Source organism: Nitrosospira sp. Nsp13 (assembly GCF_900101945.1).
GTDB classification, from domain to species: domain Bacteria; phylum Pseudomonadota; class Gammaproteobacteria; order Burkholderiales; family Nitrosomonadaceae; genus Nitrosospira; species Nitrosospira multiformis_D.
This window is the reverse complement of record NZ_FMVD01000001.1, coordinates 156,388-172,342: the sequence shown is the minus strand read 5'-3', so window position 1 is coordinate 172,342 and position 15,955 is coordinate 156,388. Positions and strand designations below refer to the sequence as shown.

Sequence of the window (15,955 nt, the reverse complement as noted above, 5' to 3'; positions counted from 1 at the left end):
TGTTGGCCAAAAGAATGGCGAGATATGGGCCAGCCAGATCTTTTGCAGCCAGATTTCCTTTATGCCGGGTGCGCGCTGCGAAACCTCTGCACAAACCCTTCACCGCCCAACGTGAGATTATTCCAAGTTTTTTTAACTGGCACCGCCGGGTCGCAAGGCATGCGCATCCACGGTGGCGTTACTTCTGATTTCTTTTGTTGACCGACCTTCCTTGCTTAGATCCTCCGCCGCCTTGTTGCTCATTACGATAACGCTGATGCGCCGGTTGACGGGATTGGTGGCATCGTCCTTATCGAACAGCACCGCCGAACTCAAACCCACCACGCGCATAATTTTTTTCTCATTCATGCCGCCCATAATGAGTTGACGCCGCGAGGCATTGGCCCGGTCGGCCGATAGTTCCCAGTTGCTGTAGTTCTTCTCGCCGCTCGCATAGGGTGTCGCATCGGTATGGCCCGAGAGACTTATCTTATTGGGTACTTCATTCAATACCCCGCCCAGCTTCTGCAGGATGGTCTTGGTATAGGGCTGCAACTCGGCTTTGGCGAGTGCGAACATGGGCCGGTTCATGTGATCGACTATCTGAATGCGCAAGCCCTCGGAAGTAATATCCAGCAGCAATTGCTCCTTGAAGTCGCGCATGATCGGATGAGACTCGATCAACTGCTCCAGCCGGCCCTTCAGAGCTTCCAGCTTGCGCCTGTCAAGCCGCTCAAGCTCGGCCTGTGCCGCCTTGAGATTGCCGGGTCCGGCACTCACCTTCCTCACCTGCCCTACGCGCTGCGTTGTATCCTTGCCGCCTCCCTGAATCACGCTGCTTCTGTCCCCGCTGCCGCTGGCCTTGTTTGGCTGAACCTTGAGCGGTGTCTGGAAATACTCGGAAAGACCCTGCAACTGCTCCTGGGTAGTGGCGCCCAGCAGCCACATGAGCAGAAAAAACGCCATCATCGCGGTAACAAAATCCGCGTAGGCAATTTTCCATGCGCCACCATGATGACGGCCATGCTTCTTGATTCTCTTGATGACGATAGTGCGTTTTTCGTCAGCCATGAATGCATTTCTCCGCGATCATCCTAAATCCGGTAGTTGGACGGGGGTGAAGCGTGCGGTTTTTGGGGTGCAGGGCAAGGCGCAACGACGCGGAATGCGACCGCGCAGGGCGGAGCAGTGCCTTCCACAGGAAGGTGCGACCCCGCAGCGGGATGCGGGCGCCCCATGCACGTGGAACGCGATCGCGGCCATCCCCTACGCTGCCCGATCCCCGCTTTGCGGGAGCCCTCGTGCGACGCTTCGGGGCGCCGTTCCATTCCAAGAAGTTGCAACGCAGCCATGTGCCGCAAAAACGGTGCAATTCACCCCGTAGCGGACTCACCCAGAAGGCGAGGGTCAGATAACACGAAATATTGTTATTAATCATAATACTGATCTATTAAATGAGCGGTCAGCTACCGGATTCAGGATTTGTTTTTTGCCAGCCTGACGCGTTCTTCCAGCTCGATAAAATTTGGCCGCTCGGTCGAGTACAGCGCCTTGCGGCCGAACTCGACCGCCAGCGCAGGGGCATAGCCGTTTATGCTGGCCAGCAGCGTCATCCTGATGCACTGCAACATCTTGGTGGATTCTTCCAGCTTCTGTTCCAGTACAGCGGCGCACGGGCTGACAAAACCGTAGCCAAGCAGGATCCCGAGAAATGTGCCAACCAGCGCCTGAGCAACCAGAATGCCCAGCTCCGATGGCGGCAGGCCCACCGATGCCATGGTGTGAATTACGCCCATGACTGCCGCGACGATGCCGAATGCGGGCATGCTGTCGCCCAATTTAGCGATGCAATGTACCGGCACCTCACCCTCTTGATGGTGAATTTCGATCTCGTTATCCATCAGGTTCTCGATCTCGAACGCGTTGAGATTGCCACCCACCATCAGGCGCAAATAGTCTGTCATGAATTCGATCGCTTCGTGATCGGCCAGAACGTTGGGATAATGCGCAAAGATGGGGCTCTCCGCGGGGTTCTCGATATCGCTCTCTATCGACATCAACCCCTCCTTGCGGACTTTCGCGAGAAGATCATAGAGTAGCGCCATGAGGTCCATGTACAGAACCTTGGTGTATTTGGAACCCTGCGCGACCTTGGGCAACGCCTTAAAGGTAGCCTTGAGCGCCTTGCTCGTATTGCCCAGCACGAAGGCTCCCACCGCGGCGCCGCCGATCATCAGTAGTTCCAGCGGCTGATACAGCGCAGCAAGGTGTCCGCCGGCAAGAGCAAATCCGCCAAACACCGACCCGATAACAATGAGACATCCAACTATGAGCAGCATTTTTACCGATACTCCTGACTTAGGTTATTGCCTTGATCGCAAGGCTCGCGCCTTGACCAGCCAACGGTAAATACTCAGCATGAATACTCACGGTTGCTGTGGCCACAGGCTTATTGCGATAAAACGTTCACCTGTGTAACGGCCGGAACGGCGCAAACTTTAAGTAGGATGAGGAAAGAAAAACCGGTGGGGGGAGAAACTCCCGGCCACCGGTGAAGGAGGAATACTTGGACTCAGGATGCGATGGGTGCCGCAGATGGGGTGGCAGCTATACTGGTCAGTGCGGCTACACGGGATTTGTTGGTTTTGCCGGCGCGTGAAGGAGTGTGGCACAACCCGCACACATAGCGGCTGTAAAGATCGTGGGTATACACTACGAAATGTCCGCTGCACTGGGTACAGGATGCGGTCTGCAGGATACGACCCTCGAAAAACCGCACCAGGGTCCAGGCGCGTGTCAGGCTCAATACCGGTTCCATTTCGCTCATCTTGCAATGCTCCAGATAAAGCTTATAGCTTTTGATAATCGCGGAGATACCGCGGCAATCAGCGTGCGTGAGCAGATAACGATAAATATCGGCAAAAAGGGAAGAATGAATATTGGGTTGCCAGGTCAAAAACCAGTCGGCGGAAAATGGCAGCATTCCTTTAGGGGGGGAAACACCTTTCAATTCCTTGTAGAGCTTGATAAGCCGCTCGCGGCTCAGACTGGTTTCGCTCTCCAGCAGTTGCAGCCGCGCGCCCAGATCGATCATCTCGATTGCGGTCTGAATCTCTTTGGCTTCTGACACTACGCTTTTTTTCGCCACGATGGTTATCCCTTAGTCGTTAATTAGTAAATTTCTGTACTTCAGGAGATTTGTTCAACTGGCTGACCTGCCAGTAAAATAGCAGCATGTGACTGCACCATTGTTTTCTCTTTGCCATAGTTGGCGAGCATACCCAGCACTAGGCTGTCATCGAAGCGTATGCGGCACAGCATCATGTTGGAGTTTGACAGCTTAAGAATCTGGCCTGGCGTCAGAACCGCCAATATTTCGGCGATATCCTTGCTGATTCCCAACCGGAAAATCGCCATATCCTGATCCGTGCGCACCATCTGCTGAGCCAGCATCAAATAGGTCAGATTGAGTTCCTTGATTTCCATTGTCAGTTCGTTAGCGTTCATGTTTACCCCCTTGAATGTGAGGCTCCATTGTGCGCAGTCGCGCCTCGCCGCAAAACCGGAATCCATCCGATTTACGCGTAGGAAATAGCAGGTATTCCATGTAGGAATATTTCCTACATGAAAGCTCAAGGAGAGTGGCGGTCCGTTAGAGTTCAGCCTGGGATGGATATTACGTAGTGGCTGCGGCGATATTATATAGACGTGTTGAATGACATAACTGGGTCAACGGCCATTCGTCAAAAAACTTTAGGCTGACAAAAAAATATTATCCCTGCCATCGCGGTAATCGCATAAATGATGCCCCGGACAAGAGCGAGACTCGTTAAGCAGCGCCGCTACTGGATTCCAACGCCCCATTCATCTGTACTTCACAAAGAATGACAGTGATATTGTCTCGGCCTCCGGCCGATAAAGCTGTTCCGATCAGATTCTTCACTTTTTGCGAGATCGTCTCTGTCGAAACAAGCGTATCCTGAATCGCCGCATCATCCACCATGTCCGTCAGTCCATCGGAACACAAGAGAAATATGTCGCCGTTCAGTCCGCTGCCCTCCAGCATATCGAAGGATACCGCCGGATCCGTGCCTAGAGCCCGAAGGAGGATGTTTTTTCTTGGATGATTTCTTGCCTCCTCCGGAGTAAGCATTCCACGATCCACTTGAAGCTGCACCAGGGAATGATCCCGGGTTAGCTGCCGCAAGCTGCCATCCCGTAACAAGTAAACCCGGCTGTCTCCCACGTGCCCGATAACATACCTGTCGCGATAAAATGCCAGAAGATCTCCAGTGCACCCCATTCCACGATCATCAGGATTTTGTTCTGCATGCTCGAATATTCGTTTATTCGAGCAACTGAACACTTTCTGAACCAATGCATAATTTGTTTCTTCCGAAGAAGGAACCTCGCTGCGGAAAGCAGCTTGCGCCGTTTCTATAAAATACCTGCTGGCGGTTTCTCCGGCCGCTTCACCCCCCATCCCGTCCGCAATGGCAAAGAATCCAAGTTCAGGCATAGCGAGGTACGCATCCTCGTTATTGCCGCGCCGGAGCCCCAAGTCGGTTGCGCCTGCCGAGAGTAACCTGACCATATAACTGTCCTCCTTGCAACCGGGTGATCAGAATTGCCCGGATCCCCGGATGAATCGTCCCGGGTTCCGGGATATACGGCATCAATGCCTATAATACCCAACATCCACTATTTCGCCGATTGAAAATTAACCTTCGGTATCTGATAAAAGAAAGATACTTAATCAATTTCCAGTCCCGTTCAGGAGTCGCTATATAACTTCGATTAAGCACTATTTTTCCCCAATAAGACAGGCTTCTACCCATGATTCAAACCCTCAGGCATCTCCTTTGCAGCTTTCTTACTTGCCTTGTCCGGATAGTTAACTGTAGATGAAAATCCGTCGCCTTGAAAGACGTTATTTGTGTATGTTTCACCGAGGAGAGATGAATCACAGCCAGATCCGATCGTTGTATGACACACTCCTTGAAGGCACAAACTGACCGGGCCCCATTGCGCCACTTAAAGTAGCGGCCGCAGTGCTAATCGCGTTCGGATAATGTGGCGAAGTTTGTCTATACTGATAAAAGTCTATCCCGGAACAGGAAGAGAAGAATGAAGCCTTTTCTATATCTTGCCCAAATTATTTCTGTTATTGCGCTTCTTTTCCTGGCCGGATGCGCCAGCACGCCGAAGCCCGTCATCATTAAAGTCTCTCTTCATGCAAAATCAGGGGTGAATCCGGATTCGCATGGCAGGGCTTCGCCAGTGGTGGTGAAGTTTTATGAGCTCAAATCCGTTGCGGCATTTGATGCCACGGATTTCTTCTCTGTTTTCGACAGCGAACAAAAAACACTCGGTGCCGAGTTGCTTAACAGCGAAGTATTCCAGCTCCGCCCGGGGGGAAAGCTGGAACTCGACAGACCCTTGCATCTGGATGCTCGCCATGTGGCGGCAGTTGCCGCATTCCGGGATCTTGAACACGCGCAATGGCGGGCATCCCTGGCTATTCCTCCGAAGCAGAAAATCTCCCGGATAGTCATTCAGCTTGATGGAAACAGAATCCTGATTGGCGCGGAGGGCGAATGCTCATTTTTGTGCGAACTTTCGTTACAGAAACCACAGTCACTCGGCAATTTGCAAGAAATCCAGAAACCTTAACAGTGAAACTGAAATGTTTGGATAAATCTGACTTCCAATATCCGGTACCGGAGCAAAATGATGTCCTGGAACAATAAAGTCGTATGGTCTGAGGGGTTATTTCTTCAGCCACAACATTTTCAGCAGCATGACCGTTATGTCGAAAGACTGGTGGAAGGCCGTGCGGCGCCATTGCTCGGCTATAGCTGGGGATTCAGCAACATGGAACTCAACCTTGCCGCGGTTACACTCGGCAAAGTGCAACTGACCATGGCACGCGGGATTTTTCCTGACGGCACGCCGTTCGATTTTCCCTCCGAGGATATGCCGCCTTTACCCCTGGATATCGACGTTGATACCAGGAATGAATTTATCGTGCTGGCGTTACCCATGCGACGCTCGGGGATGGATGAAACGGATACGGGCACTAACCAGGACAACTCCCTTGCACGCTTCTCGGTAGAAGAACGGGAAGTCGCCGATTCCAACGCCGACTCTCAGAACAGTGCATTCCTGCAGGTGGGACAGCTTCGCTTGCGGGTTATGCGCAAGCGTGATGTAACCGATGCCTACACAACGCTGGATGTAGTGCAAATTACGGAACGGCGTGCCGACAATCAACTGGTCTTCCAGAAGGAGTTCATTCCGCCCATGCTGTGCGTGGGCAGTAACGTCACCCTGACGGGATACGCAAGCGAATTACATGGCCTGCTTCATCAGCGAGGCGAAACGCTTGCCTCACGGGTTGCACAACCGGGCCGTGGCGGAGTCGCGGAGGTCGCCGATTTTCTTATGCTACAGACTGTTAATCGTTACGAGCCCTTGTTTGCACACCTTTCAACCCACCGGCTACTGCACCCGGAGCGCTTGTTCAGCGCATGTCTTGGCCTCGCTGGGGATTTGGCAACATTCACCCACGACAATCGCCGGCCGCCAACCTATCCAGAATATCAGCATGATGCACTGGCACACTGTTTCATGCCACTCATAACCGATTTACACCGCTCGTTAAGCATGGTACTGGAGCAAAACGCCATTCCAATCGAGCTGCAGGATCGTAAATATGGCATACGGGTTGCGGTAATTCCAGACCAGGATCTGCTTAAAACCGCACACTTTGTTCTTGCCGTCAACGCACAGTTGCCAGTGGAAACGCTGCGAACGCGCTTCCCCGCTCAGGTTAAAATCGGGTCTGTCGAGCGCATTCGAGATCTCGTTAATCTGGCTTTGCCCGGCATTCCCCTCAATTCTTTACCGGTTGCCCCGCGGCAGATACCCTTCCATGCAGGATTCAGCTACTTCGAGCTCGAAAGGGGAGGTGAAATCTGGAAGCAACTGGAACGCTCCGGTGGCCTGGCAATGCATGTCGCCGGCGAGTTCCCCGGACTTGAACTTGAATTCTGGGCCATAAGACGGTAAAAAATTTTAAGCCCGGATAATCCGTCAGGACGCGAGATGATGATGAAGCAGGTTGCGAAACGGTTTTGCCGGTTGAGAGAAGTCCATAGCCTGGTCTATGGACGCCGCACCGGTGGCAAAAACGGCGGCAAACTGACCGCCGGTACTCGCGTAGGCTCGAAGAGCCGCCTGATAGATTATCCGGATCTAATAATATTGGGCTCTCAGAAATCCTGTTCTGTCCTGAATATGCGTCACAAATATATTTACGGATACACATTATGAGCCAGGATGACCCGTTTTCTTCGGATACGGACAAAACGGTAATAATGCCTTCACCGGGGGGACGCACCGTTTCGCCGGGCCAATCCACGAATATCTGGCAAACAACCAGCTCGACAGGAACAACCAGAGAAATAGACGAAATAACAGCCACTGCAGGGCTGAATCCATTAATTGCCGCCGCCAGTTCCTTGCTGAATATCGTGCCGCAGCTACGCAGCACTTTGCAACATCCTGACCCTTCAAGTCTGCGCGATCACATTGCACAGAATATCAAGGCGTTTGAAATTCGTGCCAAGGCTGCCGGAATAGCACCCGAAAAAGTCATCGCAGCCCGCTATGCGCTTTGCACCCTACTGGATGAGACCGCCGCGTCGACACCTTGGGGCAGTGGCATATGGGCCGAACAAAGCCTGCTTGTTATGTTCCACAGCGAGGCATGGGGGGGCGAGAAATTTTTTCAGCTGCTATCGAAGCTGGCTGAGAACCCCAAAGCCAACCGCGATCTCCTGGAGTTCATGTACGTGTGCCTTGCCCTGGGTTTCGAAGGCCGCTATCGTGTAATCGAAAATGGCAAGGCTCATCTCGACGCATTACGCGAACGTGTCGCGCAGTTGTTGAGTAAAGAGCGGGGCGAATACGAACGTGATCTGTCACCCCATTGGCCCCCCACGCTCATCAAGCGCGCAAAAATTCTCGCCCTCTTGCCTGTATGGGTTCTGGCGGCTGTATGCGGACTTATTATGCTGGCCACCTACTTGTGGTTCAGTTTCCAGCTCAACAATACCTCCGACCCAATTTTCACCCAGATACAATCCATCCGCGTCAAATACCCCGTCCCCGAGCCCATACCGTTACCGGCGGCGGAACCCCGGCTTGCGGAATTCCTTGCAGCAGAAATTCGGGAGGGATTGGTGGCTGTGCGCGATGAGGAGGGGCGCAGTGTAGTTACCCTCCGGGGCGACGGGTTGTTCGCCCCAGGCAGCGCGACAATTTCTGAGCGCTTTTTACCCATTCTGGCACGCATCGCAAGCGCGCTTAATGCCGTACCGGGACAGGTCCGGGTTACCGGCCATACCGACAATCAGCCGATACGATCATTGCGATTCCCTTCCAATTGGCATCTTTCTCAAGACCGTGCCCGTTCCGTAATGCAATTTCTTACCGAAAAGGGAACCTTGGCAAGCCGCCTGACCGCGGAAGGCCGTGCCGATGCCGAACCTGTCGCTCCGAATAGCACGCCCACGGATCGCGCACGCAATCGCCGGGTGGAGATCACACTCTATGTCCCTCGAACCGCCAAATAGCATTCGCCTCCTCCAGAATAAGGGTAAAAGGGCATGAAAAGGGTTTTTAAACTTTTATTCAATCACTGGACCTTGGTATTCCTCGGTCTGGCTGCGGCCGGCCTGCTAATTTGGTTCGTCGGGCCGTTAGTCGCGATCGCGGAATATCACCCTCTGGAATCCAGTACGGTACGGCTCTTTATTATTGCACTGGCCATTATTCTCTATGCCGGAAAACACATCTGGAGAGTCATCAAGGCAAAGACATCGAATGCACGGTTGATGGATGGCCTTTTGCGGCATCCTTCACCTCCGCCACAACCAGGCGATAGCGCGGGTGCCGAAGAAGTGGCAGTCTTGCGCAAGCGTTTCGAGGAAGCCGTGACGGTGCTGAAACAAGCCAATCTCGGTGGCCAGCCCAGAAAACCGCTGCTCGCGCTACTGACCCGCCAGCAATACGTTTACGAACTTCCCTGGTATATTTTCATCGGTCCACCCGGGTCGGGGAAGACCACAGCGCTCGTTAATTCGGGGCTTCAGTTTCCGTTTGCGGAGCGCTTTGGTCAGGAAGTCATTCGAGGTATCGGCGGCACGCGAAACTGTGATTGGTGGTTCACCAACGAAGCCGTGCTCCTCGATACAGCCGGACGTTATACGACTCAGGAGAGCAACCGGGAAGCCGATAGTGCCGCGTGGACAGGTTTTCTGCAACTCTTGAAGAAATACCGTCCCCGGCGGCCGATTAACGGCGCCATCGTTACAGTCAGCGTGACCGATCTGCTACAACAGACCGTGGCGCAGCGAGAAGCACAGGCAACCGCGATACGCAAACGTATTCAGGAACTGCACGCGGAACTCAATATCCGTTTTCCCCTTTATGTGCTTGTCACCAAGGCTGATCTCCTTGCGGGTTTCATGGATTTCTTCGGCGAATACGGCAGGGAGGAAAGGGCTCAGGTCTGGGGCGCAACGTTTCCGCTTACCGAAAAACAGGATACTTTACCGCTGGCCAATTTCAGCACCGAGTTCTCCGCGTTGGAACAGCGTCTGAATGATCGGCTGATCGATCGCCTGCAGCAGGAAAGGGATGCTCAAAAACGAGCATTGCTCTACGCCTTCCCTCAGCAATTCAGCAGTCTCAAGGAAGTACTGGGCGATTTTTTGAACCAGATATTCTCACCTTCCCGTTTCGAACAGCAACCGCTATTGCGGGGCTTCTATTTCACCAGTGGAACACAGGAAGGTAATCCAATCGATCGCGTAATGGGTACCCTCGCCCGGGCGCTACACCTCGACCGAAAGCTGCTTGCTCCCAATAAGCCAAGTGGCAAGAGCTTCTTTCTGACACGATTGGTAAAGGACGTGATTTTCTCCGAAGCGGGACTCGCCGGCACCAATCTGCGCTGGGAACGGCGGCGCGCCTGGCTACAATGGGGAGCATTCGCCACAGCCGGGCTGATCACCCTGGGCGCCATCACCGCGTGGACCGTCAGTTATTCACGCAATAAAGCCTATCTTGCCGAGGCAAGGGAGAAAATACCCGCGATCCTTCAGCAGGTCGAGGAGTTACCCGTCCTGCAAAGCATGGATATCGTCAGCTTACTGCCCGTCCTTAAATCCGTACGGGATTTAAGCAGCGCTTCTCCTGGTAACGATGACACCGTACCATTATCCATGGGCTTTGGCCTTTATCAGGGAGACAAACTGGCGGCCGCATCGAACAATACCTATCAGCGTTTACTGCATGATGCATTTCTGCCGCAGCTTGTGCTGCGTATTGAACGCCTGCTATCCGGTGGTGGCCGTGCAAACCTGAATCTCTTGTATGAAGGGCTCAAAGCTTATCTCATGTTGAGCAATCCAGAACACTTCGATCCCGTTGCGCTGAAGGCTTTTATCACCGCGGATTGGGAAGTCAGCCTGCCACGGGAGATAACCATCGAGCAACGCGACGAACTCGAATCTCACCTGGATCATCTATTGTCTCGCGGCCCGTTATCGTCGCCTATTCCCCTCAATGAACAATTGATTGCCAACGTGCGGTATACCGTTGCGCAGACACCCATCGCCCAACGCAGTTATAACCGGCTTAAACTACAAGGTGTTGGCGCAGAAATACCCGAATTCACCATCGTAAGGGCCGCCGGTCCGTCTGCACCGCTGATTTTCGCCAGAATTAGCGGGCAACCGCTTACCCAGGGTGTACCGGGCTTGTTCAGCTATGATGGTTACTACAAGTTTTTTTCCCCGGCCGCAAAGGAAGTAACCTGGCAACTGGCAGATGAAGAAGTATGGGTGCTTGATCTCAAGGAAAAAGATCGCAACAAGTGGACGAATCCCCAGGCGCAAATACGCCTGGTGGATGAGGTGCGTCGTTTATATCTCGAAGACTACGCGCAGATATGGTCAACATTTATTGACGATATCGGGCTGCTGCGTTCCGATAGCTTGCCGAAAAGTATCCAGTCGGCGCGACTGCTTTCCGCCCCGGACTCGCCTCTGACATCACTCATACGCGCCATCGTAAAAGAAGTGACGCTCATCGATGTCGACGAGGCCGACAAGACCGTGGCTGATAAGGCGGTGGATAAGGTAAAAACTGTCCGGGACAAGCTGGAAATACTCATTGGAAAAACCGGCAAAAAAACATTCATAACAGCGTTTGAGTCGAGGCCCGAGCGTATCGTCGATGATCGCTTCAAGGAATTGCGCAGCATGGTGCGTCCTGCTGCCCCGGGCCAACCAGCGCCAATCGACGCGATACCTTCCCAGATCAATGAGCTGTATATACTGCTCACCGCAACCGAGGCGGCGGTTAAAGGCGGCGGTGCGCCACCGCCGAGCGATGTACCGTCTAAAATAAAGGCGGATGCCGGCCGCATGCCGGAGCCCATACGGTCGATGCTTGTCACCCTTTCCACGAGCGGCATCAGCCAGGCGCTGGGGGAGACGCGTGCCAACCTGAATCAATCTCTCAAAGCAACGATCAGCGATTTCTGCCACAAGGCAATCGATGGTCGTTATCCATTTGAGAAGAACAGCGCACGCGACGTGACCCAGGATGATTTCGCCCGGCTGTTCGCGCCGGGCGGATTGCTGGACGAATTTTTTCAGAAAAATCTCACGCCATACGTCGATACCTCAACACGGCCATGGAGTTTTCGCAAGGCCGGAGACGCCACCATGGGCCATGCTTCGGGCGCCTTGCAGGAGTTCCGCCGCGCACAAATAATCCGTGACGTATTTTTCCGAAGCGGCGGCCGCGCAGCAGGAATGAAACTTGTTTTCAAGCCAATTGAAATGGATGCATCGATCACGCAATTCATTCTCGATGTCGATGGACAATTGGTCAAGTACAGCCATGGCCCACAGGTTCCCATGGAACTGCAATGGCCCGGTCCGCGAGGCAGCTCGCAGGTGCGTCTGCAAATTTCCCCGGCCAGTACGAGCGGCGCATCGGGCCAGGTATTTGAAGGTCCCTGGGCATTATTCCGCATGCTCGACGGGGTACAAATCACTCCAACTTCGCAACCGGAGAAATTCGTCGTCACCTTCAGTATCGATGGAAGAAAAGCACGGTTCGAGGTCATTACCAGCAGTGTGCAAAACCCTTTCCGCCTACATGAACTCGAACAATTCCAGTGTCCGGAACGATTGTAGCGACCCTGATGGCTCGCTCATCGCAGGCTGGTATGGAAAGATCCCATATCTCGGGGACTTCATCTCGCGCCGCCTGCCAACCCGCTTCATTGATACCTGGGACTCATGGTTGCAGCATGCCATGGCCGCGAGTCGCGCGGAACTGGGTGAGCACTGGCTCGATGCTTACCTCACCGGCCCCATATGGCGTTTTACCCTCATGCCTGGGATCTGTGGCGATACGACCAGTATGTGGGCCGGCGTGCTCATGCCAAGCGTTGATAAGGTAGGGCGTTATTTTCCACTGACGATCGCATTACGGATCGATCCCCGGCCCGGATCGATGTTAACGGTGTTTTCCGCACAAGCCTGGTACGCTGCCCTGGAGCGGGTTGCACTCGCTACACTTAACATCAATGCGCTGCCGGATGATCTGGACCGTAATTTATCCGAGAATCCATTTCCCTTGCTGGAACCGGGCGGCCAGCGTGGTAATGCGCAAGAACTCGCGGTCTGGTGGACAGGGGAACATACCCCCAAGGCTCTTACACTACCGACGGAGAATGCATTGGCTGATCTGTTCGATACCACCGCGGAAGACCTTCTCACCTCCACGAGCGCGGGCAAGAGTTTCTGGTGGGCTGTATCAACTGAAGTGGGAACGACGCAACTGCACTGCTTTTCCGGTCTTCCTCCTGAAGACTATTTCGCCACCATGCTCGAAAATAATATCTCCGCCAGAATGCCGCGGCTTTCCGAATCATGACATGAACGCTTACGTCCCGCCTGTCATGACACCCTACAGCGGGATTTCATCAGATAAAATCGTCTCCGCACGCTGCGAAGTGTCAAACCGGGTAGTTTCATCGGGGTCGCTGCACCACACCGCGATTGCCGAGTAATTGTCCTGACCTGCATGTCCACGCGCAAGTACCTGGTTCTCCAGCGCTCGCAACCATTCCGGCGCGGAAGTTGAGGCGCCCAGCATCCGCTCCATATCCTCTTCCTCCACATACTCCCAGAGTCCATCAGTGCACAACAGAAAAATATCACCATGCAATAACGGAAACTCAACGGATTTAATGCCCATTTCGAACTGCCGCTCATTGCCGAGCGCGGCCAGCAATTTGCTGCGGTTCGGTGAAATACGCAATTCCCTGGGTTGCAGATAGCCAGCATCGACCATGCTTTGCAATACGCTGTGATCGCGCGTTTGTTCGATGATCCGACCCTGCCGGAAACAATATAATCGCGAGTCGCCGGTATGCCCCCAAATCGCCATATCATGCTTGGTGTCGATGGAGAGTACCACCGCAGTTGCACGCATCTGCCTCAGCCGGATATCGCGCTGCTGCTCACGCATGATGGCGGAATTGCCCGCTTCCAACGATGCCTTGACCGCGCGCGCGCTGCATTCCGGGGTTTCTCGAAACCAATCGAGGATATGCTCCACTGCGAGTTTCGAGGCCACATCGCCGCCATAATGTCCGCCCAGGCCATCGGACAAGGCACAAAAGCAAGCTTCCGGCGTTGACCAGAAACCGCATGCGTCTTCATTGACTTCGCGTCCTCCGGCTTTCGAAAGTACGACTATTTCAAGCTGCATGGCAGGCGCATGAATTGAACCTAAATCCGGTAGTCGGACGAGGTAAAGTGTGCGGTTTTTGGGGTGCATGGCAAGGCGCAACGACGCGGAATGGTCGCTCCATTCCAAGAAGTTGCAACGCAGCTATGTGCCGCAAAAACTGTGCAATTCACCTCGTAGCGGGCCTCACCCAGAAGGTGAGAATCAAAAATAAGGAATATCGTTATTAATCATAACACTGATCTATCAAATGAGCGGTCAACTACCGGATTCAGGTTGAATATTAAGGGGCTCTTAACGTTTCATGTTCTTGTCGTCCCGTTCAAGCTTGGCAATCTGCGCCTCGTATGCCCGCAGAAACTCTTTACCAAACAGAACATGAAAATCTTCCTCGGCTTCATGGGATATGTCCTTATAGCGATCGGCAAACAGATCCCAGAGTTTTGCTTTACGATTGATCGGGATCAGGGAATCGATCACCGTTTTTTGTGTGAGCCGCTGCTCCAGTTCCACGGGATCGAAACGCTCCAGCACCCCCGCCAGAGCTGCTCGCATGCCCGCCATGAAACCAAACTGATGAGAGCGCAGGTCATCATGAGCATCCTTCATTGCTTGAAGCGGCGTCATAAACCCGCGTCCCTGAGGGGCCAGCAGGTGCAACAGCGCAACCTCCACGCCGGGAGAGAATTTCAGCGGATTATTTTCCCTTGGCGCGATCATGGTAAGGTCCGCGCGCACCTCGCGCTTGGTGAGTGTCCGGGCAAGCAGCAAATCCAGCGTGCCTTGCGTCGATTCACGCAATAATTGCCCCAGAGTATTCATGAACTGTGGCGTCAATCCCGCGGGTATGACAAGATCGGGGACACCGGCGCCTGCGAGAAACGCATGCAATAATTCATCACGATCAGCGATCGATTTCGGCTCTGGCGTAAGGTCAACCGGCATCGTTGCGGACTCGCCTGCAGGTGCTACTTTGTCAAATACAACTTCTCCTTGCACGGCCGACTGCTGTTCACTGCGGCGCCTGTCGCTTCTTCGCCGCTCATGTGCCGGTGATGGCACAATCACACTGATGATCTCGCCAGTATCTTGAGATTCCTTGCTTCCCCAGGAAAGTACCAGGCTGCCGGGTTCGGATGATGAGACGCTGCCAGTCTGCGGCGCTGCCGGCGATACTGCGCGGATAGCAGGGTCCGGTTTTGCCTTCGGCGGATGATACGAATTTTCCAATTCGGGGCCATCATCACGCTGGACGTGACTGCCAGAAGATTTCTTCTCCGATACAGCATTTAGTACCACCAACGGATCAAGGCTGGCCATATTTGATTGGCTAAGCGGAGACGCTAATGGAGCGCCGGGGGCAAGCGGGTCGGAACTCGTTTCCGGACCCAAATCCCACAATTCGTCGATACTTTTGTTCGGTACCAGTGGACCCAGCCCGTCAAATATGTCTTCTGGTTGGGGGCTATGCGGCTGCGTGAAAAAAGGGCGTGACTGAGACTTAAGCGACGGCACCTCCACAGACGGATCAAAATCCGGGGGAATAATGGCCGAAGACACCGGCGCCAGACCGTCGGCACCCAAGTTGCCAAACGGCCCTTTTGCTTTCGATAATGGATTGACCTGGGACTGCGGCCCGGGATGCCCGGCAGGAGGCTTAATTAGATCATCGAATGGATTGGGGCCAGGCGGGCCGCCAAACAGCTCCAGCGGATCATCCTTCGATAGGTTGGACGGACCGATACCCTCACCATCACGTATCAATGCAGGTTTTTCTCTACCCGCCACTTGCATGATGTAACCGCCGATGCGAATTTCGTCGCCGGCGGCAATTGCCGTATCCTGGCCGTTACCCAGTGACCGGTCATTGACGTAAACAGGCATCGCAGTGCCGAGATTACGAATAACGTAACCTCCACCACGAAATGCAATTGAAGCATGAGTTCTGGAAATCGTCCGCGTAGGATCATGCAGCACTAATGCATTTCCCTCTGCCCTGCCGATATTGCCGCCCATTTCGTTAAACTCGGCAAAGAGTGGCTGAGATAGCGAAGTGCCGTTATAGCTAGTGACTTGGATACGGATCATTATAGCCCACCTCTATGGACATCCATTCTCCCGCGCCCTGCTGTTT

General features: G+C 53.7%; 13 protein-coding genes. 6 read left to right on the top strand and 7 right to left on the bottom strand.

Annotation, left to right across the window (positions count from 1 at the left end; translation table 11 throughout):
* Positions 1-132: 132 nt before the first annotated feature.
* On the bottom strand, positions 133-1,050 hold the full coding sequence (motB, locus tag BLO43_RS00805; protein WP_090905142.1) for a flagellar motor protein MotB: 918 nt from the start codon (positions 1,048-1,050) through the stop codon (positions 133-135).
* Here motB and BLO43_RS16265 point away from each other — a divergent pair.
* Positions 1,049-1,363, top strand: coding sequence for a hypothetical protein (locus tag BLO43_RS16265; protein ID WP_139149203.1), 315 nt, complete (start codon positions 1,049-1,051; stop codon positions 1,361-1,363). The two genes, motB and BLO43_RS16265, sit on opposite strands and share 2 nt — an antisense overlap.
* 91 nt (positions 1,364-1,454) lie before the next feature.
* Here BLO43_RS16265 and motA read toward each other — a convergent pair whose 3' ends face one another.
* The 4 genes from motA to BLO43_RS00780 form a co-directional block, all read right to left on the bottom strand.
* Positions 1,455-2,318: a flagellar motor stator protein MotA gene (motA, locus tag BLO43_RS00795; protein ID WP_090905137.1), complete on the bottom strand. Its 864-nt coding sequence runs from the start codon at positions 2,316-2,318 to the stop codon at positions 1,455-1,457.
* A 233-nt stretch (positions 2,319-2,551) separates the two neighbouring features.
* Positions 2,552-3,127 (bottom strand): flagellar transcriptional regulator FlhC, encoded by a 576-nt coding sequence (gene flhC / locus BLO43_RS00790; RefSeq protein WP_090905135.1) that lies wholly within the window; start codon positions 3,125-3,127, stop codon positions 2,552-2,554.
* 41 nt (positions 3,128-3,168) lie between these two features.
* Positions 3,169-3,486 (bottom strand): flagellar transcriptional regulator FlhD, encoded by a 318-nt coding sequence (gene flhD / locus BLO43_RS00785; RefSeq protein WP_090905812.1) that lies wholly within the window; start codon positions 3,484-3,486, stop codon positions 3,169-3,171.
* A 322-nt stretch (positions 3,487-3,808) separates the two neighbouring features.
* A complete protein-coding gene (locus BLO43_RS00780) occupies positions 3,809-4,573 on the bottom strand; it encodes a Stp1/IreP family PP2C-type Ser/Thr phosphatase (RefSeq protein WP_090905133.1) in 765 nt (254 codons plus the stop codon).
* A gap of 533 nt (positions 4,574-5,106) precedes the next feature.
* Here BLO43_RS00780 and tssJ point away from each other — a divergent pair.
* The 5 genes from tssJ (at position 5,107) to tagF (ending at position 13,002) form a co-directional block, all read left to right on the top strand.
* Positions 5,107-5,652 carry a type VI secretion system lipoprotein TssJ gene (tssJ, locus tag BLO43_RS00775; protein WP_090905131.1) on the top strand — a complete coding sequence of 182 codons (546 nt, stop codon included), beginning with the start codon at positions 5,107-5,109 and terminating at the stop codon, positions 5,650-5,652.
* Positions 5,653-5,709: 57 nt separating this feature from the next.
* On the top strand, positions 5,710-7,050 hold the full coding sequence (gene tssK, locus BLO43_RS00770) for a type VI secretion system baseplate subunit TssK (RefSeq protein ID WP_254773255.1): 1,341 nt from the start codon (positions 5,710-5,712) through the stop codon (positions 7,048-7,050).
* Between the two features lie 260 nt (positions 7,051-7,310).
* Complete coding sequence (locus BLO43_RS00760) at positions 7,311-8,618, top strand: DotU family type VI secretion system protein (RefSeq protein ID WP_090905125.1); 1,308 nt, start codon at positions 7,311-7,313, stop codon at positions 8,616-8,618.
* Positions 8,619-8,651: 33 nt separating this feature from the next.
* Entirely contained in the window at positions 8,652-12,257 is a 3,606-nt protein-coding gene (gene tssM, locus BLO43_RS00755) for a type VI secretion system membrane subunit TssM (RefSeq protein ID WP_090905123.1), read from the top strand.
* Positions 12,220-13,002, top strand: a complete 783-nt coding sequence (gene tagF / locus BLO43_RS00750) for a type VI secretion system-associated protein TagF (RefSeq protein WP_090905121.1) — start codon at positions 12,220-12,222, stop codon at positions 13,000-13,002. The genes tssM and tagF overlap by 38 nt, the downstream gene beginning before the upstream one ends.
* A 33-nt stretch (positions 13,003-13,035) precedes the next feature.
* Here tagF and BLO43_RS00745 read toward each other — a convergent pair whose 3' ends face one another.
* Both BLO43_RS00745 and tagH read right to left on the bottom strand, forming a co-directional pair.
* Positions 13,036-13,842 (bottom strand): PP2C family protein-serine/threonine phosphatase, encoded by an 807-nt coding sequence (locus BLO43_RS00745; protein WP_175443807.1) that lies wholly within the window; start codon positions 13,840-13,842, stop codon positions 13,036-13,038.
* 273 nt (positions 13,843-14,115) lie between these two features.
* On the bottom strand, positions 14,116-15,909 hold the full coding sequence (tagH, locus tag BLO43_RS00740; RefSeq protein WP_090905117.1) for a type VI secretion system-associated FHA domain protein TagH: 1,794 nt from the start codon (positions 15,907-15,909) through the stop codon (positions 14,116-14,118).
* Between the last annotated feature and the right edge of the window lie 46 nt (positions 15,910-15,955).

Coding starts and splice junctions, on each gene's coding strand:
- tssM (WP_090905123.1), top strand. CDS start 8,652: ATGAAAAGGGTTTTTAAACTTTTATTCAATCACTGGACCTTGGTATTC.
- flhD (WP_090905812.1), bottom strand. CDS start 3,486: ATGAACGCTAACGAACTGACAATGGAAATCAAGGAACTCAATCTGACC.
- tssK (WP_254773255.1), top strand. CDS start 5,710: ATGATGTCCTGGAACAATAAAGTCGTATGGTCTGAGGGGTTATTTCTT.
- tagF (WP_090905121.1), top strand. CDS start 12,220: ATGAACTCGAACAATTCCAGTGTCCGGAACGATTGTAGCGACCCTGAT.
- BLO43_RS00780 (WP_090905133.1), bottom strand. CDS start 4,573: ATGGTCAGGTTACTCTCGGCAGGCGCAACCGACTTGGGGCTCCGGCGC.
- tagH (WP_090905117.1), bottom strand. CDS start 15,909: ATGATCCGTATCCAAGTCACTAGCTATAACGGCACTTCGCTATCTCAG.
- BLO43_RS00745 (WP_175443807.1), bottom strand. CDS start 13,842: ATGCAGCTTGAAATAGTCGTACTTTCGAAAGCCGGAGGACGCGAAGTC.
- motA (WP_090905137.1), bottom strand. CDS start 2,318: ATGCTGCTCATAGTTGGATGTCTCATTGTTATCGGGTCGGTGTTTGGC.
- motB (WP_090905142.1), bottom strand. CDS start 1,050: ATGGCTGACGAAAAACGCACTATCGTCATCAAGAGAATCAAGAAGCAT.
- BLO43_RS00760 (WP_090905125.1), top strand. CDS start 7,311: ATGAGCCAGGATGACCCGTTTTCTTCGGATACGGACAAAACGGTAATA.
- tssJ (WP_090905131.1), top strand. CDS start 5,107: ATGAAGCCTTTTCTATATCTTGCCCAAATTATTTCTGTTATTGCGCTT.
- BLO43_RS16265 (WP_139149203.1), top strand. CDS start 1,049: ATGAATGCATTTCTCCGCGATCATCCTAAATCCGGTAGTTGGACGGGG.